Origin of the sequence: Streptomyces sp. 184 (assembly GCF_045781775.1) — a bacterium.
GTDB lineage: Bacteria > Actinomycetota > Actinomycetes > Streptomycetales > Streptomycetaceae > Streptomyces.
Genome location: NZ_CP123230.1, coordinates 2,196,845 through 2,219,797, shown reverse-complemented (window position 1 = coordinate 2,219,797; position 22,953 = coordinate 2,196,845). Strand labels below are relative to the sequence as shown.

Sequence of the window (22,953 nt, the reverse complement as noted above, 5' to 3'; positions counted from 1 at the left end):
GGCCCGTCCGTGAACCCCCGTCGCCGTTTGGATGATCGCTGGCATGCCCGAGGAAGTCGCACAGCCGCGCACGTACGAGGTCAGGACGTTCGGTTGCCAGATGAACGTCCATGACAGCGAACGGATGTCCGGACTGCTGGAGCAGGCGGGCTACGTCCGCGCGGAGCCGGGCTCCGGCACCACCGACACCACCCCCGATGTCGTCGTGTTCAACACCTGCGCGGTGCGCGAGAACGCGGACAACAGGCTGTACGGCAACCTCGGCCAGCTCGCGCCGAAGAAGGCCGCGAAGCCCGGCATGCAGATCGCGGTCGGCGGCTGTCTGGCGCAGAAGGACCGCGACACGATCGTGAGCCGCGCCCCCTACGTGGACGTCGTCTTCGGCACGCACAACGTCGGCAAGCTGCCGGTGCTGCTGGAGCGCGCACGGGTGGCGCGGGAGGCGCAGGTCGAGATCGCCGAGTCGCTGGAGGCGTTCCCCTCCACGCTGCCGACGCGGCGGGAGAGCCCGTACGCCGCGTGGGTCTCGGTCTCCGTGGGGTGCAACAACACCTGCACGTTCTGCATCGTCCCGGCGCTGCGCGGCAAGGAGAAGGACCGCCGCAGCGGCGACATCCTCGCCGAGGTCGAGGCGCTGGTCGCGGAGGGCGTCAGCGAGATCACGCTGCTGGGGCAGAACGTCAACGCGTACGGGTCCGACATCGGCGACCGACAGGCGTTCGGCAAGCTGCTGCGGGCCTGCGGGCGGATCGAGGGGCTGGAGCGGGTGCGCTTCACCTCGCCGCACCCGCGGGACTTCACCGACGACGTGATCGAGGCGATGGCCGAGACGCCGAACGTGATGCCGCAGTTGCACATGCCGCTCCAGTCCGGCTCGGACACGGTGCTGCGCGCGATGCGGCGCTCGTACCGGCAGGAGCGGTACCTGGGGATCATCGAGAAGGTACGGGACGCGATCCCGGACGCGGCGATCACCACGGACATCATCGTGGGCTTCCCCGGCGAGACCGAGGCGGACTTCGAGCAGACGCTGCACGTGGTGCGCGAGGCGCGCTTCACGCAGGCGTTCACCTTCCAGTACTCCAAGCGGCCGGGGACGCCGGCGGCACAGATGCCCGGGCAGGTGCCGAAGGCGGTCGTGCAGGAGCGGTACGAGCGGCTGGTGGCCCTCCAGGAGGACATCTCCTGGGCGGAGAACAAGAAGCAGGTCGGGCGGGTGCTGGAGGTCATGGTCGCGGAGGGCGAGGGCCGCAAGGACGGCGCCACGCGGCGGCTGTCCGGCCGAGCGCCCGACAACCGGCTGGTGCACTTCGCGCGTCCCGAGGAGACGGTGCGGCCGGGCGACATGGCGACGGTCGAGATCACGTACGCGGCGCCGCACCACCTGCTGGCCGAGGCCCCGCCGCGCGCCGTGCGGCGCACGCGCTCCGGCGACGCCTGGGCGGCGCGCCAGGAGGGCGGGCCGGGCGCGGGCGGCAAGGGCGTGCTGCTGGGGCTGCCGAAGGTGGGCGTGCCGGATCCGCTGCCGGCGGCGGAGGGCTGCGCGGCTCACTGAGCGGGCGCGGCCGCTCACCCCGTACGCGCCCTGCCCGGGGCCGCGTGCGACGGGCGCGCGCGTACGCACCGTGCACACCGCTGCCGGCCTCCGCCCGCCGCCTCGGCTCCCCCGCGGGCGGGGAGCCCATTTCGCGCAGGCGTACGGCCTGACGTGCGCGGGGGGACGTTCCGGGCTGCCGGAGCGCGGGCGGCTAGGCTGCGGCTCATGCTCGTCGCCGCCGCCTGCTGCCCCTGTCCGCCCCTGCTGGTGCCCGAGGTGGCCGCGGGTGCCGCCGGAGAGCTGGAGGGGCTCAGAGCGGCGTGTATGGACGCCGTGGGGGTGCTGGCGGCGGCGCGGCCGGACGTGCTGGTCGTCGTCGGGCCCGCGGAGCGGGCCGGGCAGGGCCCGCATCCGCAGGGGGCCGAGGGGTCGTTCCGGGGTTTCGGCGTGGATCTGGCGGTACGCCTCGGGCCGGCCGGCGGCGCGGAGCCGGACCCGGACGAGCGGGAGCTGCCGATGTCGCTGGCCGTGGGCGCGTGGCTGCTGGAGCGGGCGGAGTGGAACGGCGCGCCCGTGGAGGCGCTGGGCGTCGAGGAGACACTTGCGGGCGAGCGCTGCGCCGAGGCGGGCCGGGAGATCGCCGCGCGGGCGCCGCGGGTGGCGCTGCTGGTGATGGGCGACGGCAGCGCCCGGCGTACGCAGAAGGCCCCCGGCTACTACGACGAGCGCGCCGCCGGCTTCGACGCCGCGGCGGCCCGTGCCCTCGGCGCCGCGGACACCGCGGCCCTGGCGGCGCTGGACGCGGAGCTTGCCCTCGACCTCCAGGTCGCCGGCCGGGCGTGCTGGCAGGCCGCCGCGGGCGCCGCGGCGGACGCGGACCTGCGCGGAGCGCTGCTGTACAACGAGGCGCCGTACGGCGTGGGTTACTTCGTCGCCACCTGGTCCTGACGCCTGCCGCGACCGGTGACCCGGAGGCCGCGGGCCCCGGCCGGGGCCGCGCGCCTCCCCGTGGCCCTACTTACGCGCCTCGTCGCTCGCGTCGCTGTCGGCGGCGCCCTCGGCCGACTGCTGCTTCGGGATCCCCGCGGCGCCCGCGGCCTCCGCGCCCGTCTGTTCCTCGGTGGCCTCCGGCTGCGCCGCGGTCGCCGCGGCCTCCCGGCCTGCGGCTCGGCGGCGGGGGCCGGCTCCTTCGCGGCCTGCCCTTCCCCGCTCGGCCCGCCGCGACGAAGAAGCTTGGCAAAAACGCCCATCTCTACTCCATAACTGACTCGTGTGGGCGAAATTCCGCGCCGTCCGGAGCGTCTCATTGCGTCGCCCGGGGGCCCGGTCCGTAAACCGGCGTTCGGAACCTCGGAACGGCAAACGACGCCGAGGGCACTGCGTCACGTCACTCGTTCGAGGGGCGCCGCGATCTTTGCGAGACTTGCCGCGTGACAGAGACCACGCCCCGCCCCCAGGTCGTCGCGGTCGTCGGGGCCACGGCCGCCGGCAAGTCCGAGTTGGGGATCGCGCTCGCCCGGCGGCTCGGCGGCGAGATCGTCAACGCCGACTCGATGCAGCTCTACCGGGGGATGAACATCGGCACGGCCAAGCTGACGCCCGCGGAGCGGCAGGGCGTGCCGCACCACCTGCTCGACGTGTGGGACGTCACCGAGACCGCCAGCGTCGCCGCGTACCAGGGCCTGGCCCGCGCCGAGATCGACCGGCTCGGGGCGCTCAGCCGCACCGCGGTGCTCGTCGGCGGCTCCGGGCTGTACGTGCGCGGGGCCGTCGACGCCATGGAATTCCCCGGCACCGACCCCGCAGTCCGCGCCCGGCTGGAGGCGGAGCTGGCGGCCGGCGGCCCGGGGCCGCTGCACGCCCGGCTCGCCGCCGCCGACCCCGCCGCGGCGCGGGCGATCCTGCCGGGCAACGGCCGCCGGATCGTACGGGCGCTGGAGGTGATCGAGCTGACCGGCCGCCCCTTCACGGCCAACCTCCCCGCGCACGAGTCGGTCTACGACACCGTCCAGATCGGCATCGCGGTGCCGCGCCCGGAACTCGCCGGCCGGATCGAGCGGCGGGTGCACCGGATGTGGCGTGCCGGTCTGGTGGACGAGGTGCGGCGGCTGGAAGCGGAAGGGCTGCGTGAGGGCCGTACGGCTTCCAGAGCCCTGGGGTACCAGCAGGTGCTGTCGTTCCTCGCCGGCCAGTGCACCGAAGCGGAGGCCCGGGACGAGACCGTGCGCGCCACCCGGAGGTTTGCCCGGCGGCAGGAGACGTGGTTCCGGCGCGACGCGCGCGTGCACTGGATCAGCGGCTCGGAGGACGACGGTGACCGCCTTCCGGACACCGCATGGGACCTACTCGAACGGTCGGTCACAGGCTGATCACGTCATGGCATCGGGACGCCTCGCTGGCACTGCGGGTGTTCCCGGCCGTGCCATCATCGAGGCGAGCTGGGAAGCCTGGAAGTCGCCGGAGGTTGGGAGGGCACGTGGCTATGGAGGCCGGCCCTCGAGACAGTCGACGGGAGCCGCAGGACGACCGGATCGCGGGGCCCGTGGCAGAGCCCGCGGACGACCTCGCGGGAGACCTCGCGGAGGCACCGGAGCCTGTCGGCCAGGAGTCCTTCCGCGAGCTGCGGCCGCCGCGGCTGCTGCGCTTCTGGCAGCTCGCCCCCATCGTCGCGCTGGCCTCGCTGGGCTCGCTGATGTTCGCGTTCCCGCTGGCCTTCGAGTTCGGTGGCGGCGGACCGGTCGTGGCGATGCTCGGGTTGCTCATCAGTTGCTGCGCGGCCGGGTGGGCGATGATGGCCGCGCGCCGGGTGGGGCTGGCGCTGCCGGGGCTGCCGCGGCGCGGCTCGGGGCGGCGGGCGGACTGGCGGATCGTGCTGCTGTACGCGGCGGCGGTGGCGGCGGTCGTCGCGCTGGCCGTGTGGCGGGTGGCCCGGCTGGGCTGACCGGCCCCGGAGTCCCGGTCGCTCTTCGCCGTTGGGGCCTTGTCGGCGCGGGCGGTTACGATCACAGAGTGAGCACCGCGCAACTTCACTTCCTCAAGGGACACGGCACCGAGAACGACTTCGTGATCGTCCCGGACCCGGCCGGCCTCATCAGCCTGTCCGCGGCCCAGGTGGCCCGGCTGTGCGACCGCCGGGCGGGCATCGGCGCCGACGGCCTGCTGCGGGTCGTACGGTCCGAGGCGCACCCGGAGGGGCGGCGGATGGCCGCCGACGCGGAGTGGTTCATGGACTACCGCAACGCGGACGGCAGCGTCGCCGAGATGTGCGGCAACGGTGTGCGGGTCTTCGCCCGCTACCTCCAGCACGCCGGGCTCGCGGAGACCGGCGATCTCGCGGTCGGCACGCGCGCGGGGGTGCGGCGGGTGCACCTGGCGAAGGACGGTGACGTGACGGTCGGCATGGGCCCGGCGGCGCTCGCGTACGGCCCGGACGCCGAGGTGACGGTCACGGTGGGCGAGCGGAGCTGGCCCGCGCGCAACGTCGGCATGGGCAACCCGCACGCGGTGGCGTTCGTGGCCGACCTCGCGGACGCGGGGCGGCTGTACGAGGCGCCAGGGGTCGCGCCGGCGTCGGCGTATCCCGGCGGTGTGAACGTGGAGTTCGTCGTGGACCGCGGCCCGCGGCACGTGGCGATGCGCGTCCACGAGCGCGGCTCCGGCGAGACCCGCTCGTGCGGTACGGGCGCGTGCGCGGTGGCGGTCGCCACCGCCCGCCGCGACGGCGTCGACCCGGCGGCGACGGGCCGCCCGGAGACGTACACGGTGGACGTGCCGGGAGGCCGGCTCGTGGTGACGGAGCACCCCGACGGCGAGGTGGAGATGACGGGCCCGGCGGCCATCGTCGCCGAAGGCGACACGGTCCCCGGCCTGCTCTAGCCGGAGGGCGCCCGGGACCCGGCGGCCCCACGGCCCGTACGGGCGGCAGCGCGACCGTGCCGCCCCGGGACCGCACCCCGACCCGCCGGCCCCCGGATCCTGCCCGGACCGCCGGCTCCCGTACGCGCCCGCCCTACTCCTCCGCGTCGTCCGGCCGCCCCAGCATCCGGTTCGCGCACAGCCGCAGCGACTCCTCGTGCACCCCCGCCACCGCCGCCATCAGATGGCCGTCCGGGCGGATGTACAGCACCGTGTGCGCCGCCGCGCCCGGGTACGCCTCCGTGACCAGCAGCCGGGCGCGGGCGGGGAGTTCGCTCACCAGCCGCACCAGCTTCGGCATCAGCCCCGCCTGGAGCCAGCGGCCGCGGTCCCAGACGCGGGTGCCCGGGGCGACCAGGACCAGCAGCGGGTCGCCCCCCAGCCGCTGGGAGAGCGGGCCCGTCCAACCGTCCGGGGCGATCACCTGGACGTCGTCGACCCGGGCGCCGGGGGCCGTGCCCACCTCCACCGCCCCGGCCAGGCCCGTCGGCGCCGTGTCGTACACCGGTGGGCCGCCTACCCGGCCGCGGCCCAGGTGTCCGTCGGTGAGCAGCTCCGCCGCCGACTTGCCGCGCACCGCCGCCGACAGGCCGCCCGCGCGGCGCAGCAGCGGGCGTACCTGGTCGGCGGCGCGCAGCCGGGCGCCGATCGCGGCGCGGCGCTCGGTGACGTAGGTGTCGACGAGATCGTCGCCGGAGTCGTCGCGGCCCGCCTGGTGCCAGGCGCGGCCGAGCTTCCAGGCGAGGTTCTCGGCGTCGGCGAGACCTTCTTCGAGCTGCTGGGTGCCGAGGGAGCCGAGGAGGTGGGCGGCGTCGCCGGCGAGCAGGGCGCGGCCGCGGCGCCAGCGGCGGGCGAGCCGGTGGTGGACGTTGTACACGCCGGTGTCGAGGAGTTCGTACGACGGGTGGCGGGTGCCCGTCCAGGTGCGCAGGGTGGCCTCCAGCCGGGCGACCAGCGCCTCCGGGGTGACGACGGCGCCGCCGGGCGGCAGCAGCCAGTCCAGCCGCCACCGGTCGTCGCCCAGCGGCCGGGCGACGCACTCGGGGCCGGGCCCGCTGCGCGGGGTGCCGCGGTACAGGACGCCCTCGCCGGGCCACGGCAGGTCGGCCCGTACGGCGGCGACGGCGTGCCGCTCCACGGTCGAGCGGCCGGCGTACGGCACCTCCAGCAGCTTGCGCACGGTCGACCGGGCGCCGTCGCAGCCGACGAGCCAGCTTCCGCGCCACCAGGTCCCGGCGCGGGTGCGGACCCTGATGCCGTACGGCTCCTGCGCCAGCTCGGTGACCCGGCTGCCGCGGAAGACCTCCACGTGGTGGGAGTTGTCGGCCAGCGCCGCCAGGGTGGTGGTCAGGGCGAACTGCGACAGGTGCAGGGGCGCGGGGCCGCCGGCGTCGCCGAATTCCACCCGCACCTGCGTCCGGCCGCCGCGCAGCACGCGCCAGCCGGTGAGGAGGGCGCCGCGCTCCCGGGCTTCGGCGGCGCCGAGCCGGTCGAGGAACGCGGTGGTGTGCGGGCGCAGCACGGCGGTACGGGCCGGCCGGGTGCCGGCGGGGCTGCCGTCCCCCTCGGCGTCGCCGGCGGGCCGGTCGTCGAGGAGGACGGTGGGGACCGCGTGCCGTGCCAGAGCCAACGACAGGGCGAGCCCGACCGGGCCCGCCCCGACGATGATCACCGGATCCACGGCGATGCGCCTCCGGCGCTTTGGAGCCTACGTACTAAGGGGGTTGGAGCCCGGTGCGCGATCACACGAGGTATGCAACCCACTGCCGGACACCGCAGTCAAGCCGAGGGCCGACGGCCGCCCCTTCGAGCTACGTCTTGGGGCCTCCGCCGCCGCCTCCGCCGCCTCTTCCGCCACCGGGGTCACCGCCGCCGGTCGCGCCCGGCGGAGGAATCGCGGTGCTCGCCATGCCCGAGGCGCCGCCCGCGGCGCCGGTGCTCAGGTCGTCGACCGCGGCGACGCCGACCACCGCGCCGGTGGTCCGCTTGCCGCGCCGGACCACGCGCTCCAGCCAGCTCGCGAGGGAGGTCAGGATGAAGTTCACGACGACGTAGATCACCGCGACGACGATGAAGCTGGCGAAGACGTTGGAGTAGTTGGACGCCAGCGTGCGCCGCTCGACGAGCAGTTCGCTGAAGCCGATCATCACGCCGCCGAGCGCGGTGTCCTTCACGATGACGACGAGCTGGCTGACGATCGCCGGCAGCATCGCGGTGACGGCCTGCGGCAGCAGCACGGAGCCCATCATCTGGCCCTTGCGCAGGCCGATGGCCTTGGCGGCCTCGGTCTGTCCGCGCGGCAGGGAGAGGATGCCGGCGCGGACGATCTCGGCGAGCACGGCGGCGTTGTAGAGCACGAGCCCGGTGACGACCGCGTACAGCGGACGCTGCTCACTGCTTATGCCGGTGTACTCGGAGTAGAACTGGTTCGCGAACAGCATCAGGATCAGCACCGGGATGGCGCGGAAGAACTCCACGACCGCCCCCGCCGACACCCGTACCCACGCGTGGTCCGACAGCCGCGCGATACCGAAGACCGCGCCCAGCGGCAACGCGATGATCAGCGAGAGACCGGCCGCCTTGAGGGTCTCGCCGAGGCCGGGCAGCAGGTACGTGGTCCACGCCTGGGAGTCCGTGAAGAACGGCTTCCACAGCACCCATTCGAGCTGGTTCTTCTCGTTCAGCTTGTCGAGGACCCACCACACCCCGAGCGCCAGCACGGCGAGGAAGATCACGGTGTAGACGATGTTGCGCAGCTTGGCCTTCGGGCCGGGGGCGTCGTAGAGAACGGAACTCATCGCTTGACCGCCACCTTCTTGCCGACCCAGCCGAGGAGGAGCCCGGTCGGCAGGGTCAGCACGACGAAGCCGAGAGCGAAGATCGCCGAGATGAGGAGGAGCTGCGCCTCGTTCTCGATCATCTCCTTCATGAGCAGGGCCGCCTCGGCGACCCCGATGGCCGCGGCCACCGTGGTGTTCTTGGTGAGGGCGATGAGGACGTTGGTGAGCGGGCCGACGACCGAGCGGAACGCCTGGGGCAGCACGATGAGGGTGAGTACCTGGTTGAAGCTCAGCCCGATGGCACGGGCGGCTTCGGCCTGACCCACGGGCACCGTGTTGATGCCCGAGCGCAGCGCCTCGCAGACGAACGCGGCGGTGTACGCGGAGAGTCCGAGCACCGCGAGCCGGAAGTACTGGGCGTCGAAGTTGCCCTGCGCGCCCATCGTGACGCCGAAGACGTCGGCGAGTCCGAGGGAGCAGAAGACGATGATGACCGTCAGGGGGACGTTCCGGATGACGTTCACGTAGACGGCGCCGAATCCCCGCATGAGGGGGACGGGGCTGACGCGCATGGCCGCCAGCATCGTTCCCCAGATCAGCGAGAACAGGCCGGACAGCAGCGTGAGTTTCACCGTGACCCAGAACGCGTCCAGGATCTGGGTGTCGTACTCGGAAATAATGTCCAACGTCAGTCCAGCGCTCTCGCCTTAAGTGGGCGCGGTGGTGTGCCACCCCGTGCGGGCGGCGCACCACCGCTCTGACAGTGCGGTCGCACCGCCGCCGCGGTGGCGGCGGTGCACTGGGGTCGCTACTTGATGTCGCCGATCTTCGGCGCGGGCTCGAAGTCGTAGTTCGCGGGGCCGAGGTTGGCGTCCATGAACTTCTCCCACGAGCCGTCGGAGACCATCTTCTCCAGGGCGGCGTCGATGTCGGTCTTCATCTTCTCGTCGCCCTTCTTGACCCCGACGCCGTAGTTCTCGTTGCTCAGGTTCAGCCCGGCGAGCTTGAACTTGCCCTTGTTCGCCTCCTGGGCGGCGTAGCCGGCGAGGATGGAGTCGTCGGTGGTCAGGGCGTCGATCGAGCCGTTGGCGACCGCGTCGAGACACTCGGAGTAGCCGGGGCGCTCGGCGAGCTGGGCCTTGGGCGCGATGGTGTCCTTGACGTTCTGCGCCGAGGTGGAGCCGGTGACCGAGCAGAGCGTCTTGCCGTTGAGGTCCTCGCCCTTGGTGATGTCGTCGTCGGCGCGGATCAGCAGGTCCTGGTGGGCCAGCAGGTACGGGCCCGCGAAGTCGACCTTCTGCTCCCGCTCGTCCGTGATCGAGTAGGTGGCCGCGATCATGTCGACGTCGCCGCGCTCCAGCATGGTCTCGCGGTCGGCGCTGATCGCCTCCTTCCACTCGATCTGGTCCTCGGAGAAGCCGAGTTCCTTGGCCACGTACGTGGCCACGTCCACGTCGAAGCCCGAGTACGAGCCGTCGGGCTCCTTCAGGCCGAGACCGGGCTGGTCGAACTTGATGCCGATGGTGATGGAGTCCTTGCCGCCACCGCCGTCACCGCTGTCGCCGCTGTCGTCGTCGGAGCCGCACGCGGCCGCGGTGACGGAGAGGGCGAGTGCGCAGGCAGCCGCCGCGCTGACCTTGCGGAGATTCATGGTGAGCATCCTTCTGTCTGGTGTGTTGCCGGCAGCTCAGTGGTGCAGGATCTTCGACAGGAAGTCCTTCGCCCGGTCGCTGCGAGGGTTGGTGAAGAACTGGTCGGGCGTCGTCTCTTCCACGATCTGGCCGTCGGACATGAAGACCACCCGGTTCGCCGCGGAGCGGGCGAAGCCCATCTCGTGTGTGACGACGACCATAGTCATACCGTCCCGGGCGAGTTGCTGCATAACCTCCAGCACCTCGTTGATCATCTCGGGGTCGAGCGCCGAGGTGGGCTCGTCGAAGAGCATCACCTTGGGCTCCATCGCCAGCGCGCGGGCGATCGCCACCCGCTGCTGCTGGCCGCCGGAGAGCTGTGCGGGGTACTTGTCCGCCTGGTTGCCGACGCCCACCCGGTCGAGCAGGGCCCTGGCGGAGGTCTCCGCGGCCGCCTTGTCCTTCCTGCGGACCTTGACCTGCCCCAGGGTCACGTTCTGGAGCACGGTCTTGTGGGCGAAGAGGTTGAAGGACTGGAAGACCATGCCCACGTCGGCACGGAGCTTGGCCAGCTCACGGCCCTCGGCGGGCAGGGGCTTGCCGTCCAGGGTGATACGCCCGGAGTCGATGGGCTCCAGCCGGTTGATCGCGCGGCACAGCGTGGACTTCCCGGACCCGGAAGGCCCGATGACGACGACGACCTCGCCGCGCGCGATCGTCAGGTCGATGTCCTGGAGCACGTGCAGCGCACCGAAATGCTTGTTGACGTTGTCCAGCACGACCAGCGGTTCGCCCGTCGCCGGAACGGCGTCCTTGGCCGTCGAAACCTCGGTCATCCGCGTCTTGCTCCGTCCTCTTCGGTTGCCTGGACCTTAGTGAGCAGCCTCGACCAGCGTCATCACATCTGAGGGGAAATTGAGCATAACGATCCGGCTGCAATCGGACACAATAGGTGGAATCGGGACGCCGCTCTCCGTGCCGGTCACATAACGGAAACCGCTGGGTGACCTGCCAGGACTTGACGAGGCGGGGCGCTGTCCGCCTGTATTCGTGTGCGGGCTGAGACGATACGCGAGAGAGGGAACGGGAGGGTCGATGAGGCTGCTGCTCGTCGAGGACGACGACCACGTGGCCACCGCGCTCTCCGCGGTGCTGGCCCGGCACGGCTTCGAGGTGGGCATGGCCCACAGCGGCCAGGAGGCACTTCAGGAGCTGCTGCACAGCGAGCTGGCCCCGTTCGACGTGGTGCTGCTGGACCTGGGGCTGCCCGACCAGGACGGCTTCGAGGTGTGCGGACGTATCCGCAAGCTCACCGGCACGCCCGTGATCATGGTGACGGCGCGCGCGGACGTGCGGTCCCGCATCCACGGCCTCAACCTGGGCGCCGACGACTACGTCGTCAAGCCGTACGACACGGGCGAGCTGCTCGCGCGCGTGCACGCCGTCGCCCGGCGCACCGCCGCGGCGGAGCCGGAGCCGCCTGGCGGGGCGGGCGGTGCGGGCGCGGGCGGGGCCTCCGGGGCCGCCGAGCGGGCCGACGATCCCGCGACGCCGCTGGTCGTGGGCCCCGTGACGCTGGAACCGCAGGCGCGCCGGGTCAGCGTCGGGGGCGCCGAGGTGCAGCTCACCCGCAAGGAGTTCGACCTGCTCGCGCTGCTCGCGGCGCGCCCCGGTGTGGTGTTCCGGCGGGAGCAGATCATCAGCGAGGTGTGGCGCAGCAGTTGGGAGGGTACGGGCCGGACCCTGGAGGTCCACATCGCCTCCCTGCGCAGCAAGCTCGGCCTGCCCGCGCTCATCGAGACGGTGCGCGGCGTCGGCTATCGCCTCGTGCCCCCGCCGGCCGGCTGAGGCCCTCCCCGTATGCGTACCCGGCTGCTCCCCCTGCTCATCGTGCTCATGGCGGGCATGCTGCTCGCGCTCGGCTTCCCGCTCGCCGACCGGATCGCCGGGCAGGAGCAGCAGCGCGTGATCGTGGACCGTATCGACGACACCGCCCGCTTCGCCTCGCTCGCGCAGTACGTCTCCTCCCGCAGCGAGGCCCGCCCGCCGGCCGAGGACGAGCGGCTGCACGCGCTCCAGGAGGAGCTGCGCCGCTACCACGACCTCTACGGCATCCGCGCCGGCGTCTACTACCGCGACCGCTCCGCGATGGCCGCCGCCCCCGCCGGCTGGCGGGCCATGGCGGCGCGCGAGGGCGAGCGGGCCTTCTCCGAGTCCCTGGCCGGCCGCCGCAGCCACGACCCGCCGCAGGTCTGGCCCTGGCAGGACGGCCGGCTGACGGTCGCCTCCCCGGTCGTACGGGACGGGGACGTGGTCGCCGTCGTGGTCACCGACTCGCCCACCGGGGCCATGCGCTCGCGGACCCTCACCGGCTGGCTGTGGCTCGGCGCGGGCATCGCCGCCGCCATGACGGTCGCGGTGGCGGCCGCGTACCGGCTGACCGGCTGGGTGCTCCGGCCCGTGCGCGTGCTCGACAAGGCCACCCACGACATCGCCACCGGCCGGCTGAAGTCCCGCGTCGCCGCCGCCGGCGGGCCGCCGGAGCTGCGCCGGCTCGCGGGTTCCTTCAACGAGATGGCCGACAACGTCGAGGACGTGCTGGAGCAGCAGCGCACCTTCGTCGCCGACGCCTCCCACCAACTGCGCAACCCGCTGTCCGCGCTGCTGCTGCGCATCGAGCTGCTGCGGCTGGAGGCGCCGCGGGCGGCGGCGGAGATCGAGTCGGTGCAGGCGGAGGGCACCCGGCTGGCCCGGGTGCTGGACGACCTGCTGGACCTGGCGCTGGCCGAGCACTCCCCCGCCGACCTGCGGGTGACCGACGTGGCCCGGCTGGCCGCGGAGCGGGTCGCGAGCTGGCGTCCGCTGGCCGAGGGACAGGACGTACGGCTGTTCCTCTCCGGCGCCCCGGCCGTGACCGGCTGGGCGGACCCCGTGGCGCTGTCCAGCGCGCTGGACGCGGTGGTCGACAACGCCGTGAAGTTCTCGCCGGAGGGCGGCGAGGTGGAGGTGCGGGTGGACGCGGACGGGGACACGGTGACCGTCGCGGTCGCCGACGGCGGGCCGGGGCTCACCGACGAGGAGCTGGGCCGCATCGGCGACCGCTTCTGGCGCAGCGGACGGCATCAGAACGTCTCCGGGTCGGGTCTGGGGCTGTCCATCGCCCGGGCGCTGCTGGCGGCGGGCGGGGGACGTATCTCGTACGAACGCAACGAGCCGAAGGGCCTCCGGGTGACGATCGCGGTGTCGCGGACGGCGCCGGCGCGGGGCGCGCAGGGCGCCGGCTAGGGCTCGCGCGGGTCGTCGCCGGGAACGCTGCCGGAGGTGTTGCCGGGAGCGCTGGCGGAGTCCTCGCCGGGGGGTTCCTGGGCCGGTCGTGCGGAGTGGCGCCGGAGCGCGGTGCGTATCCGGGCCAGCCGGGCCGGGCCGCGGCGGCGCTTCGGGCCGTCGTCGTGGACGCGGGCGTCGACCTCGTAGCGGCGTACGTAGGCGGAGAGGAACGCCTGGAGCGTCGCCGTGGCCGGGATGGCGATCAGCGCGCCCACCGCGCCCAGCAGCGCCGCCCCGGCGACGACGGAGCCGAAGGCCACCGCGGGGTGGATGTCCACGGTCCTGGCGGTGATGCGCGGCTGGAGCAGGTAGTTCTCGAACTGCTGGTACAGGATCACGAAGCCGAGCAGCCACAGCGCCGTCCACGGCCCGACGGTGAACGCCAGCAGGACCGGCAGCGACCCTGCGATGTACGTGCCCACGGTCGGCACGAACTGCGAGACGACCCCCACCCACACCGCGAGCGCCGGCGCGTACGGCACGTCGAGCAGCATCATGGCGATGTAGTGGGCGATGCCGGAGACGATCGCCATCAGGCCGCGCGAGTAGAGGTAGCCGCCGGTCTTGGCGACCGCGATCTCCCAGGCGCGCAGCACCTCGGCCTGCCGCGCGGGCGGCAGTACGGAGCAGATCGCGCGGCGCAGCCGCGGGCCCTCGGCGGTGAAGTAGAAGGCGAACAGCACCACGGTCAGCGTGGTGAACAGGCCGCCGAGGACGGTGGTGGAGATGCCCCAGACGTTGTCGGCGCTGCGCTGGAGGTAGTCGCGTACGACGTCGGACTTGAGGAAGTCCTGCTGGAGGTCGTCCACGCGCAGCTCGGTGCCGAAGCGGTCGTTGATCCACTCGACGAGGGACGCGACGTAGTCGGGGAAGTTCTCGACGATCAGCCGGATCTGGTCGGCGACCAGCGAGCCGAGGGCGGCGACGAACGCCGCGGCGGCCAGCAGCACGCCGAGGAAGACCACGCCGGTGGCGACGCCGCGGCGCATGCCGCGGGCGGCGAGGCGGTCGACTGCGGGCTCGCAGGCCAGCCCGATGAAGAAGGCCACCACGATGTTGAGCAGCAGCCCGTACAGCTCGTGGAAGGCCCACTCCGCGACGTGGAAGCAGGCGAACAGGGCCAGCGCGAGCACGATGGCGCGCGGCAGCCAGGCGGGCATCCGCTCGCGGCCGTCCGCGGGCGGGGCGCCGCCGCCGGGGGGCGTGCCCGGCGCAGACGGGGCGGCGGGCGTCTCTCGTGCGCGAGCGGTGTCGTCGGAAGCAGCCGATGGAGCCATGGAGCACCAGTGTGGCCGACCGCGCCGGCGGCCCCGTCAGCGCATCTCCGCCGGGATGTCCATCGCGGCGCACACCCCGCGCCAGACGTCGCGCGCGGCCCAGCCGGCGTCCAGCGCCTCGCGGACCGTACGACCGCCCAGCTCGGACATCACGTGGTCGCTGGCGAAGGAGTCGACGTAGGGCTCGCCGAAGTAGTCGCGCATCCGCTGCCAGAAGACCGTCAACCGCATGCGTCCATTATCCCGCCCGTAACGTGCACCTGAGAGTGCTCCCGGCCCGTTGACCTCCCGGCCGGTGCCACGGTGATCGTAACGTCGCCCCATGGCTGACTCCCCACAGGCCCGCGCCGCAGAGTTCATCTGGCTGACCGCACGCGTGCTGGAGCAGCGCCGGTTCGCCCACCACTTCGTGCCCGGCGGCGCCGACGCCGACGGGGTGGAGACGGCGCTGGAGGCGTACCGGAACGCCGACGGCGGCTACGGGCACGCCCTGGACCCCGATCTGCGCGGCCCGGTCAGCCAGCCGCTGCACACCGTGCACGCGCTGCGGATCCTCGACTCCCTCGGCCGCTGCACCGGCCGCCGCGCCGAGGACGTCTGCCGGTACCTGACCGCCGTCTCCAACGCCGACGGCGCCCTGCCCGCCGTGCACCCCTCGCTGCGCGGCTATCCGGCCGCGCCGTGGCTGCCGGTACCCGCGGCCCCGCCGAGCGCGCTGCTGACCACCGCGCCGGTCGTGGGGCTGCTGCACCGCAACGACATCTGGCACGCCTGGCTCTTCCGCGCCACCGACTTCTGCTGGCACGCCGTCGAGACGCTGCGCGGCAGCCGCCCGTACGAGGCGGAGGCCGCGGTCTCCTTCCTCGACCACGTGCCCGACCGGCGGCGCGCGGAGGCCGCCGCGGACCGGCTGGGCCGGCTGGTGCGCGCCGAGCGGCTGGTGCTGCTGGAGCCGGGCGCGGCGGGCGCCGAGCCGGCCGCGGAGGGCCACGCGCCGGGCGAGCACCACCACCCGCACGACTTCGCGCGGCGGCCGGGGTCGCTGGCGCGGCGGTGGTTCAGCGACGCGGAGATGGCGCGGTCGCTGGACTTCCTGGCGGCGAACCAGCGGGCGGACGGTGGGTGGCCGGTGGCATGGCGGCGCTGGTCGCCGGGGGCGGAGCTGGAGGCGCGGCCGAGGGCGACGCTGGAGGCGCTGCTGACGCTGCGGGCGTACGGACGCATCTGAGGGCGCGCGGGGCGGGACGGGGGCGTGCGGTGGGGCTGCGGGCGTACGGACGCGAGGGCCGGGCGTACGGGGCGGGCTCGGAGCGTACGGGACGGGCCGGGGCGTGCGGTGAATCGGGGCGGGCGCGGGCACCGGCCCTTGTCGGCCCGCGCACGCCCCGGGGTCCGTCAGCCGGCCACGGCCCGTACCGCCGCGGTGACGATCACCGCGGCGGCCACGACGACCAGGAACGGCGCCCGCAGCAGCAGCGCGGCCCCGGCCGCCGCGAGCCCCGCGGCCCGGGCGTCGAAGACCAGCGTCGTGCCGTCGGCGAAGGTCTGTTGCGCGGTGAGCGCCGCCAGCAGCGCGACGGGCAGCAGGGCGGCCAGGCGCCGCACGAGGGGGCGCTCCAGGGCGCCCGAGGGGACGGAGACGCCGAGCAGCTTGACCGCGTAGCAGCCGGCGAAGGTCAGCCCGATCGCGAGCCAGGTGTTCACGCGGCACCCCCGGTCTTCCGCACGTCCTCAGCGTCCGCCGCGACCGCACTGTCCGCACTGTCCGCCCTGTCTGCACTGTCCGCCCTGTCCGCACCCTCCGCACCGTCCGCCGCCTCGCCACGCGCGCGCCCGCGCGGGCGTCCGCCGTGCAGCGCCAGCACCAGCGGCGCCGCCAGCGCGGCCACCAGCACCGGCGTCCCCGCGGGCAGCGCCGGCAGCGTGCCGAGCACGAGCGCGACGGCGACGAGCGCGGTGGCCCGCTCCACGGTCCCGGTCAGCATCGGCCCCACCAGCGCCAGGAACACCGCCGGACCCGCGGCGTCCAGGCCCCAGGCGCCGGTGTCGCCGATGGCCTCGGCGCCGAGCACGCCGACCAGGGTGGTGACGTTCCAGCAGACGTACAGGGTCAGCCCGGTGACGACGAAGCCGATGCGCTGGGCGCGGCGGGTGGGCTGGGCGATGGTGACGACGGCCGTCTCGTCGATGACCCACTGGGCGGCGAGCGGACGCACGGCGCGGGGCAGCCGGAGCATGGGCGCCAGGCGCAGCCCGTAGAACGCGTTCCGTACGCCGAGGAAGAACGCCCCGGCCGCGGCGGCGAACGGGCCGCCGCCCGCGGCCACCGCACCGGCGAGGGCGAACTGCGAGGCGCCGGTGAAGATCAGCAGGCTCATCGCGCACGCCTGCGCGGCGCTGAGCCCGGCCCCGGCCGCGGTGACGCCGAACGCGAACCCGGAGAGCCCGACGGCGACCCCGACCCCCAGCCCGTCGCGCAGGGCGGCGCGGTCCTCGGGCGCGGGATCGGCGGTGGGCGGCGGCTGTGCTTCTGTGGCCATGCGCCGGACGTTATGCGGCCGGGGCGCGGCCGGTCTTGTACGTTCTTGCGCGCCCCGGGACGCGTGTCCCGGCCGGGGCCGCGCTCAGCCGGCCCGCTCCCGCCGGTACGCGCCCGGGGGTACGCCCACGATGCGGGTGAAGTGCCGGTTCAGATGCGGCTGGTCGGTGAACCCCACGGTCACCGCCGCCTCCGACGGCCGCAGCCCCTCGTCCAGCAGCCGCCGCGCGCGCCGTACCCGGGCGTCGGTCAGCCAGCGGTGCGGCGGCGTGCCGTACGCCTCCTTGAACGCCCGCAGCAGCGCGAACGGCGACGTGCCCAGCTCGGCCGCCAGCGCCTCCAGCGTCGGCGGCGCCGCCATCCGCTCGTACAGCACCGCCCGCGCCCGCGCCGCGGTCCGCGCGCCCGCGGACGCCACCACGCGCCCCGGGAGCCGTGCGCCGTGGCGGCGCAGCAGGCGGGCCAGCACGACGCGCAGCACGCTGTCGGCGGCCAGGGGGTCGTCCTCCTCCGCGGCGCGGTGCACCTCGACGATGAGGCGGGCCCCGCCGGGGTCGTCGACCATGGGCTCGCCGAAGCCCGCGGTGCCGCGGATCGCGGTGACCTCCGCCGCGACCTCGGCGATCAGGCCGGCGGACGGGTAGAGCGTCGAGTACGACCAGCCCTCGGCGGCGCCGGCGCGGGCCGTGTGCGGCACCTCGGGGTTGATCATGACGACCGTGCCCGGACCGGCGAGGAGCACGCCGTCCGGCATGCCGACGGCCTCCACGCCGGCGGTGACGGCGCCGAAGACGTAGCCGTCGTGCGAGTGGGCGGGGAAGGTGTGCCCGACGTAGCGGGCACGCAGCAGGTCGAGGCCGGGCAGGCTGGTATAGCGCCAGTGCCGGGCCCACTCGCCGTCGGCGTCGCCCGACGCCCGCGCCGTACGCGACCCCATGGGGACAAGTGTGCTGGGTGTCAGTGGTCGGGTGCACGATGGTTCACATGGCGAGATCCGTGCTGGAGACGTTCGACCCGGCGACGCGGGCGTGGTTCGAGGGCGCCTTCGCCGCGCCCACGGCGGCCCAGGAAGGCGCCTGGCGGGCGCTGGGCGAGGGCTCGGACGTGCTGGTCGTGGCGCCCACGGGCTCGGGCAAGACGCTGGCGGCGTTCCTCTCCGCGCTCGACGGGCTGACGTCCGTCCCGCCGCCCGCCGAGGCGCGCAAGCGCTGCCGCGTGCTGTACGTGTCGCCGCTGAAGGCGCTCGCCGTGGATGTGGAGCGGAATCTGCGCAGCCCGCTCACGGGCATCCGCCAGGAGGCCGTCCGCCTCGGCCGGCCGGAGCCGGAGGTGCGGGTCGCGATCCGCTCCGGGGACACTCCTGCGGCCGAGCGCCGCTCGATCGCCAACCGCCCGCCGGACATCCTCATCACCACGCCCGAGTCGCTGTTCCTGATGCTGACCTCCGCCTCGCGGGACGCGCTGTCCGGGGTGGAGACCGTGATCCTGGACGAGGTGCACGCCGTGGCGGGCACGAAGCGCGGCGCCCACCTGGCGCTCTCCCTGGAGCGGCTGGACGGGCTGCTGCCGCGGCCCGCGCGCCGCATCGGCCTGTCGGCGACGGTCCGGCCGGTGGAGGAGGTGGCGCGGTTCCTGTCGCCGGGGCGGCGGGTGGAGGTCGTGCAGCCGCCGTCGGAGAAGCGGTTCGACCTGTCGGTGGTGGTGCCCGTCGAGGACATGGGGGAGCTGGGCGGCTCGCCCGTGCAGGACGACGGTGCGGGCGCCGACCGGCCGTCCATCTGGCCGCATGTGGAGGAGCGCATCGTCGACCTGGTGGAGGAGCACCGCTCGACGATCGTCTTCGCGAACTCGCGCCGGCTCGCGGAGCGGCTGTGCAACAGGCTGAACGAGATCGCGTACGAGCGCGCGACCGGCGAGCCGCTGGCGGAGGACGCGCCGCCGCCCGCCGAGATCATGGCCCAGTCCGGCGCGGCACAGGGCGCGCCGCCGGTGATCGCCCGCGCGCACCACGGCTCGGTCTCCAAGGAGCAGCGGGCGCAGGTGGAGGAGGACCTGAAGGCGGGCCGGCTGCCGGCGGTGGTCGCCACGTCCAGCCTGGAGCTGGGCATCGACATGGGCGCAGTGGACCTGGTCGTGCAGGTCGAGTCGCCGCCGTCGGTGGCGTCCGGGCTCCAGCGCGTGGGCCGCGCGGGGCACCAGGTGGGCGCGGTGTCGCGCGGCGTGGTCTTCCCCAAGTACCGCGGTGACCTGGTGCAGTCGGCGGTGGTCACGGAGCGGATGCGCGAGGGTGCCATCGAGGCGCTGCGGATCCCGGCCAACCCGCTGGACGTGCTGGCGCAGCAGATCGTCGCCATGACCTCCATGGACGTGTGGGACGTGGAGGAGCTGCTGGCGCTGGTGCGGCGGGCGGCGCCGTTCGCGGCGCTGCCGGAGTCGGCGTTCACGGCCGTGCTCGACATGCTCGCCGGCCGCTATCCCTCCGACGCCTTCGCCGAGCTGCGCCCGCGCGTGGTGTGGGACCGGGTGGCGCAGACGGTCAAGGGCCGCCCGGGCGCGCAGCGGCTCGCCGTCACCTCCGGCGGCACGATCCCGGACCGCGGCCTCTTCGGCGTCTTCCTCGCCGGGGCCGATCCGAAGAAGGGCGGCGGCCGGGTCGGCGAGCTGGACGAGGAGATGGTCTACGAGTCACGGATCGGCGACGTGTTCACGCTGGGCACGACGTCGTGGCGGATCGAGGACATCACCCGCGACCGGGTGCTGGTCTCCCCCGCCCCGGGGGTGCCGGGCAGGCTGCCGTTCTGGAAGGGCGACCAACTGGGCCGGCCGCTGGAGCTGGGGCGGGCGCTGGGCGCGTTCCTGCGCGAGCTGGGCGGCATGGACCGGCAGGCGGCGCAGCAGCGGCTTCGGGCGGCGGGGCTGGACGCCTGGGCCGCGGGGAACGTGCTCACGTATCTGGAGGAGCAGCGCGCCGCCTGCGGACACGTACCGGACGACCGGACGATCGTCGTGGAGCGCTTCCGGGACGAGCTGGGCGACTGGCGGGTGGTGGTGCACTCGCCGTTCGGCGCGCAGGTGCACGCCCCGTGGGCGCTGGCGCTCGGCGCCCGGCTCACCGAGCGGTACGGGATGGACGCCCAGGTGATGCACGCCGACGACGGCATCGTGCTGCGGCTGCCCGACACCGATCTGATGGGGCTCGATCTGCTGGACGTCGACCCGGCGCCCGGCGGCGCGGCTGCGGACGCCGCGGGGGACGACGGGCAGTCGCCGGTCGGCGCGGCCGACGTCCTCTTCGACAAGGGCGAGGTCGACCAGGTCGTCACCGACCAGGTGGGCGGCTCCGCGCTGTTCGCCTCCCGGTTCCGCGAGTGCGCGGCCCGCGCGCTGCTGCTGCCGCGCCGCGACCCGCGCAAGCGCACGCCGCTGTGGCAGCAGCGGCAGCGCGCCTCGCAACTGCTCCAGGTGGCCAGCGAGTTCGGCTCGTTCCCGATCGTGCTGGAGGCGGTACGCGAGTGCCTCCAGGACGTCTTCGACGTCCCGGGGCTCACGGAGCTGATGGGCGACGTCGAGAACCGCCGGGTGCGGCTGGTGGAGGTGACGACGCAGGAGCCCTCGCCGTTCGCCCGCTCGCTGCTCTTCGGCTATGTCGCGCAGTTCCTCTACGAGGGCGACTCGCCGCTGGCCGAGCGCCGGGCCGCGGCGCTGTCGCTGGACTCCCGGCTGCTCGCCGAGCTGCTGGGGCAGGCGGAGCTGCGCGAGCTGCTGGACGCCGAGGTGCTGGCGGAGCTGGAGCGCGAGCTTCAGTGGCGTACGGACGACCGGCGGGTCAAGGACGCCGAGGGCGTCGCGGACGCGCTGCGCGTCCTCGGGCCGCTGACGGACGAGGAGTTGGCGGAGCGCGGGGCGGAGCCGGCGTGGGTGCGGGAGCTGGAGGGCGCCCGCCGGGCGATCCGGGTGCGGCTTGCGGGGACGGCCCACTGGGCGGCCGTCGAGGACGCGGGCCGGCTGCGGGACGCGCTGGGCACGGCGCTGCCGGTGGGCGTGCCGGAGGCGTTCACGGAGCCGGTGGCCGACCCGCTCGGCGACCTGCTGGCGCGCTTCGCCCGTACGCACGGCCCGTTCACCTCCGGTCAGGCCGCCGCCCGCTTCGGCCTGGGTGCGGCGGTCACCGACGGCGCGCTCCAGCGCCTCGCGGCGGCGGGGCGGACCGTCCAGGGCGAGTTCCATCCGGCGGGCATCGGCCAGGAGTGGTGCGACGCCGGGGTGCTGCGGCGGCTGCGGCGCCGGTCGCTGGCCGCGCTGCGCGAGGAGCTGGAGCCCGTCGCCCCGGCCGCGCTCGCGGCGTTCCTGCCGCAGTGGCAGCACCTGGGCACGCACAGCCTGCGCGGCATCGACGGCCTCGTCCGGGCGGTGGAGCAGCTCCAGGGTGCGCCCGTGCCGGCGTCGGCGCTGGAGAAGCTGGTGCTGCCGTCGCGGGTCGCGGGGTACGGACCGACGATGCTCGACGAGCTGACGAACTCGGGCGAGGTGGTGTGGGCCGGCGCCGGTGCGCTGCCCGGCAAGGACGGCTGGATCTCCCTGTATCCGGCGGACTCCGCGCCGCTGCTGCTGCACGAGCCGCATCCGCTGGAGGTCACGCCGCTGCACCAGGCGGTGCTGGCCGCGCTGACCGGCGGGTACGGGCTCTTCTTCCGGCAGATCGCCGAGCAGGTGCGTGCCACCCACCCCGACGCCACCGACGCGCAGCTCGCCGACGCCGTGTGGGACCTGGCCTGGTCCGGGCGGCTGACGAACGACACCCTCGGCCCGCTGCGCGCCCTCCTCGGCTCCGGCCGCACCGCGGGCGCGACCGCGCACCGCGCGAAGCGGCCCACGCCGCGCGGGCGTTACGGCAGCCTGGCGGTCGCGGGCGCCGCGCGCACGGCGTCGCGGAACGGGCCGCCGACGGTCTCCGGCCGCTGGTCCCTGCTGCCCGAGCGCGAGCCGGACACCACGCACCGCGCGCATGCGCTGGCCCGCACGCTGCTCGACCGGCACGGGATCGTCACCCGCGGCGCGGTGTCGGCCGAGGGCGTCGAGGGCGGCTTCTCGGCGGCGTACCGGGTGCTGGCGGCGTTCGAGGAGACCGGCCAGGCCCGCCGCGGGTACGTCGTGGAGGGGCTGGGCGCGGCGCAGTTCGCGATGGACGGCGCGGTGGACCGGCTGCGGGCGGTGGCCACGAGCCGGGAGCGCGGGGGCGGCGCGGACGCCGCGGCGGCGGCGCCGGAGGGCGACGGGTTCGTGGACGAGGAGGGGCCGGCGGGCCCGTACGGCGGGCACACGCTGAGCGACGGTCGCGGCGGCCGTCCGCGGGGCGGCGGCCCACGGCCGTACGGCGCGGGTGGTCCGGCCCGCGGCGGGCAGCGGGCGCTGGTGCTGGCGGCGGCGGACCCGGCGAACGCGTACGGGGCCGCCCTGCCCTGGCCGGAGCCCCCGCCCGGCACGACGCACAAGCCCGGCCGGAAGGCCGGCGCGCTGGTGGTGCTGGCGGACGGCGACCTCGCGCTGTACGTGGAGCGCGGTGGCCGCACGCTGCTGGCCTGGCCCCCGGCGGACGACCCGCGCCTCACCGCGGCGGCCGAAGCGCTGGCGGCGGCGGCCAGGGGCGGGGCCCTGGGCCGTACGGCGACGGTGGAGCGCATCAACGCCACCTCGGCCCTGGACTCCCCGCTGGGCACGCTCCTGGAGCAGTCGGGCTTCCTGGCGACCCCCCGGGGCCTGCGCATCAGGTCCTGACGCCCCGAGCGGGGTACGCTCCCCTGCCGGCGGCGGAACCGGGCCCGCCATCCGGTGCCGAAGGCGTGCCGGTGCCGCGTGTCCACCACACCCGGCCCCGCACCGTGGCGATACCCGGCCCACGGCCCGTGCGGAAGCAACCGCCGCACGGGCCCCGTGCCCGCGGCACCCA

The 22,953-nt window shown here is 74.6% G+C and carries 19 protein-coding genes; 9 read left to right on the top strand and 10 right to left on the bottom strand.

Annotated elements, in window-relative coordinates; genetic code table 11:
- Nucleotides 1-43: 43 nt before the first annotated feature.
- The 5 genes from miaB to dapF all read left to right on the top strand — a co-directional run bounded on the left by miaB (nt 44) and on the right by dapF (nt 5,413).
- The gene (gene miaB / locus QBL21_RS09530; protein ID WP_407561612.1) at nt 44-1,555 is read left to right on the top strand and encodes a tRNA (N6-isopentenyl adenosine(37)-C2)-methylthiotransferase MiaB; all 1,512 of its coding nucleotides are present in this window, start codon (nt 44-46) and stop codon (nt 1,553-1,555) included.
- A 207-nt stretch (nt 1,556-1,762) separates the two neighbouring features.
- Nucleotides 1,763-2,485 (top strand): hypothetical protein, encoded by a 723-nt coding sequence (locus QBL21_RS09525; protein ID WP_407561610.1) that lies wholly within the window; start codon nt 1,763-1,765, stop codon nt 2,483-2,485.
- Nucleotides 2,486-2,967: 482 nt separating this feature from the next.
- Complete coding sequence (gene miaA / locus QBL21_RS09520; protein WP_407561609.1) at nt 2,968-3,906, top strand: tRNA (adenosine(37)-N6)-dimethylallyltransferase MiaA; 939 nt, start codon at nt 2,968-2,970, stop codon at nt 3,904-3,906.
- A gap of 113 nt (nt 3,907-4,019) precedes the next feature.
- Nucleotides 4,020-4,478, top strand: coding sequence for a hypothetical protein (locus QBL21_RS09515; RefSeq protein ID WP_407566361.1), 459 nt, complete (start codon nt 4,020-4,022; stop codon nt 4,476-4,478).
- A 68-nt stretch (nt 4,479-4,546) separates the two neighbouring features.
- The gene (gene dapF / locus QBL21_RS09510; RefSeq protein WP_407561608.1) at nt 4,547-5,413 is read left to right on the top strand and encodes a diaminopimelate epimerase; all 867 of its coding nucleotides are present in this window, start codon (nt 4,547-4,549) and stop codon (nt 5,411-5,413) included.
- Between the two features lie 133 nt (nt 5,414-5,546).
- Here dapF and QBL21_RS09505 read toward each other — a convergent pair whose 3' ends face one another.
- From QBL21_RS09505 to QBL21_RS09485, 5 genes are all read right to left on the bottom strand, one after another.
- On the bottom strand, nt 5,547-7,133 hold the full coding sequence (locus tag QBL21_RS09505; protein ID WP_407561607.1) for an FAD-dependent monooxygenase: 1,587 nt from the start codon (nt 7,131-7,133) through the stop codon (nt 5,547-5,549).
- A gap of 130 nt (nt 7,134-7,263) precedes the next feature.
- Nucleotides 7,264-8,250, bottom strand: a complete 987-nt coding sequence (locus QBL21_RS09500) for an amino acid ABC transporter permease (RefSeq protein WP_407561606.1) — start codon at nt 8,248-8,250, stop codon at nt 7,264-7,266.
- Nucleotides 8,247-8,918: an amino acid ABC transporter permease gene (locus QBL21_RS09495; RefSeq protein WP_407561604.1), complete on the bottom strand. Its 672-nt coding sequence runs from the start codon at nt 8,916-8,918 to the stop codon at nt 8,247-8,249. Before QBL21_RS09495 ends, QBL21_RS09500 begins: the two co-directional genes overlap by 4 nt.
- Nucleotides 8,919-9,040: 122 nt before the next feature.
- A complete protein-coding gene (locus tag QBL21_RS09490) occupies nt 9,041-9,883 on the bottom strand; it encodes a glutamate ABC transporter substrate-binding protein (protein WP_407561602.1) in 843 nt (280 codons plus the stop codon).
- Nucleotides 9,884-9,919: 36 nt separating this feature from the next.
- On the bottom strand, nt 9,920-10,699 hold the full coding sequence (locus QBL21_RS09485; RefSeq protein ID WP_407561601.1) for an amino acid ABC transporter ATP-binding protein: 780 nt from the start codon (nt 10,697-10,699) through the stop codon (nt 9,920-9,922).
- A gap of 259 nt (nt 10,700-10,958) precedes the next feature.
- Here QBL21_RS09485 and QBL21_RS09480 point away from each other — a divergent pair, with 259 nt between their 5' ends.
- Both QBL21_RS09480 and QBL21_RS09475 read left to right on the top strand, forming a co-directional pair.
- On the top strand, nt 10,959-11,711 hold the full coding sequence (locus QBL21_RS09480; RefSeq protein WP_407561600.1) for a response regulator transcription factor: 753 nt from the start codon (nt 10,959-10,961) through the stop codon (nt 11,709-11,711).
- Between the two features lie 12 nt (nt 11,712-11,723).
- Nucleotides 11,724-13,148 carry a sensor histidine kinase gene (locus QBL21_RS09475; RefSeq protein WP_407561599.1) on the top strand — a complete coding sequence of 475 codons (1,425 nt, stop codon included), beginning with the start codon at nt 11,724-11,726 and terminating at the stop codon, nt 13,146-13,148.
- On the opposite strand, the gene QBL21_RS09470 is transcribed toward QBL21_RS09475, so the two are convergent.
- Together QBL21_RS09470 and QBL21_RS09465 are read right to left on the bottom strand one after the other, a co-directional pair.
- Nucleotides 13,145-14,467: an AI-2E family transporter gene (locus tag QBL21_RS09470; protein WP_407561598.1), complete on the bottom strand. Its 1,323-nt coding sequence runs from the start codon at nt 14,465-14,467 to the stop codon at nt 13,145-13,147. The two genes, QBL21_RS09475 and QBL21_RS09470, sit on opposite strands and share 4 nt — an antisense overlap.
- Before the next feature lie 36 nt (nt 14,468-14,503).
- On the bottom strand, nt 14,504-14,698 hold the full coding sequence (locus QBL21_RS09465; protein ID WP_407561597.1) for a DUF3046 domain-containing protein: 195 nt from the start codon (nt 14,696-14,698) through the stop codon (nt 14,504-14,506).
- Between the two features lie 91 nt (nt 14,699-14,789).
- On the opposite strand from QBL21_RS09465, the gene QBL21_RS09460 reads away from it, so the two are divergent.
- Nucleotides 14,790-15,695 (top strand): hypothetical protein, encoded by a 906-nt coding sequence (locus QBL21_RS09460; RefSeq protein WP_407561596.1) that lies wholly within the window; start codon nt 14,790-14,792, stop codon nt 15,693-15,695.
- A gap of 167 nt (nt 15,696-15,862) precedes the next feature.
- Here the strand turns inward: QBL21_RS09460 and QBL21_RS09455 are convergent, their stop codons facing one another.
- The 3 genes from QBL21_RS09455 to QBL21_RS09445 form a co-directional block, all read right to left on the bottom strand.
- Nucleotides 15,863-16,171 (bottom strand): AzlD domain-containing protein, encoded by a 309-nt coding sequence (locus QBL21_RS09455; protein ID WP_407561594.1) that lies wholly within the window; start codon nt 16,169-16,171, stop codon nt 15,863-15,865.
- Nucleotides 16,168-17,007 (bottom strand): AzlC family ABC transporter permease, encoded by an 840-nt coding sequence (locus QBL21_RS09450; RefSeq protein WP_407561592.1) that lies wholly within the window; start codon nt 17,005-17,007, stop codon nt 16,168-16,170. The genes QBL21_RS09455 and QBL21_RS09450 overlap by 4 nt, the downstream gene beginning before the upstream one ends.
- 84 nt (nt 17,008-17,091) lie before the next feature.
- On the bottom strand, nt 17,092-17,943 hold the full coding sequence (locus QBL21_RS09445; RefSeq protein ID WP_407561590.1) for an AraC family transcriptional regulator: 852 nt from the start codon (nt 17,941-17,943) through the stop codon (nt 17,092-17,094).
- 47 nt (nt 17,944-17,990) lie between these two features.
- Between QBL21_RS09445 and QBL21_RS09440 the strand changes: the two genes are divergently transcribed.
- A complete protein-coding gene (locus tag QBL21_RS09440; RefSeq protein WP_407561589.1) occupies nt 17,991-22,781 on the top strand; it encodes an ATP-dependent helicase in 4,791 nt (1,596 codons plus the stop codon).
- Nucleotides 22,782-22,953: the final 172 nt, after the last annotated feature.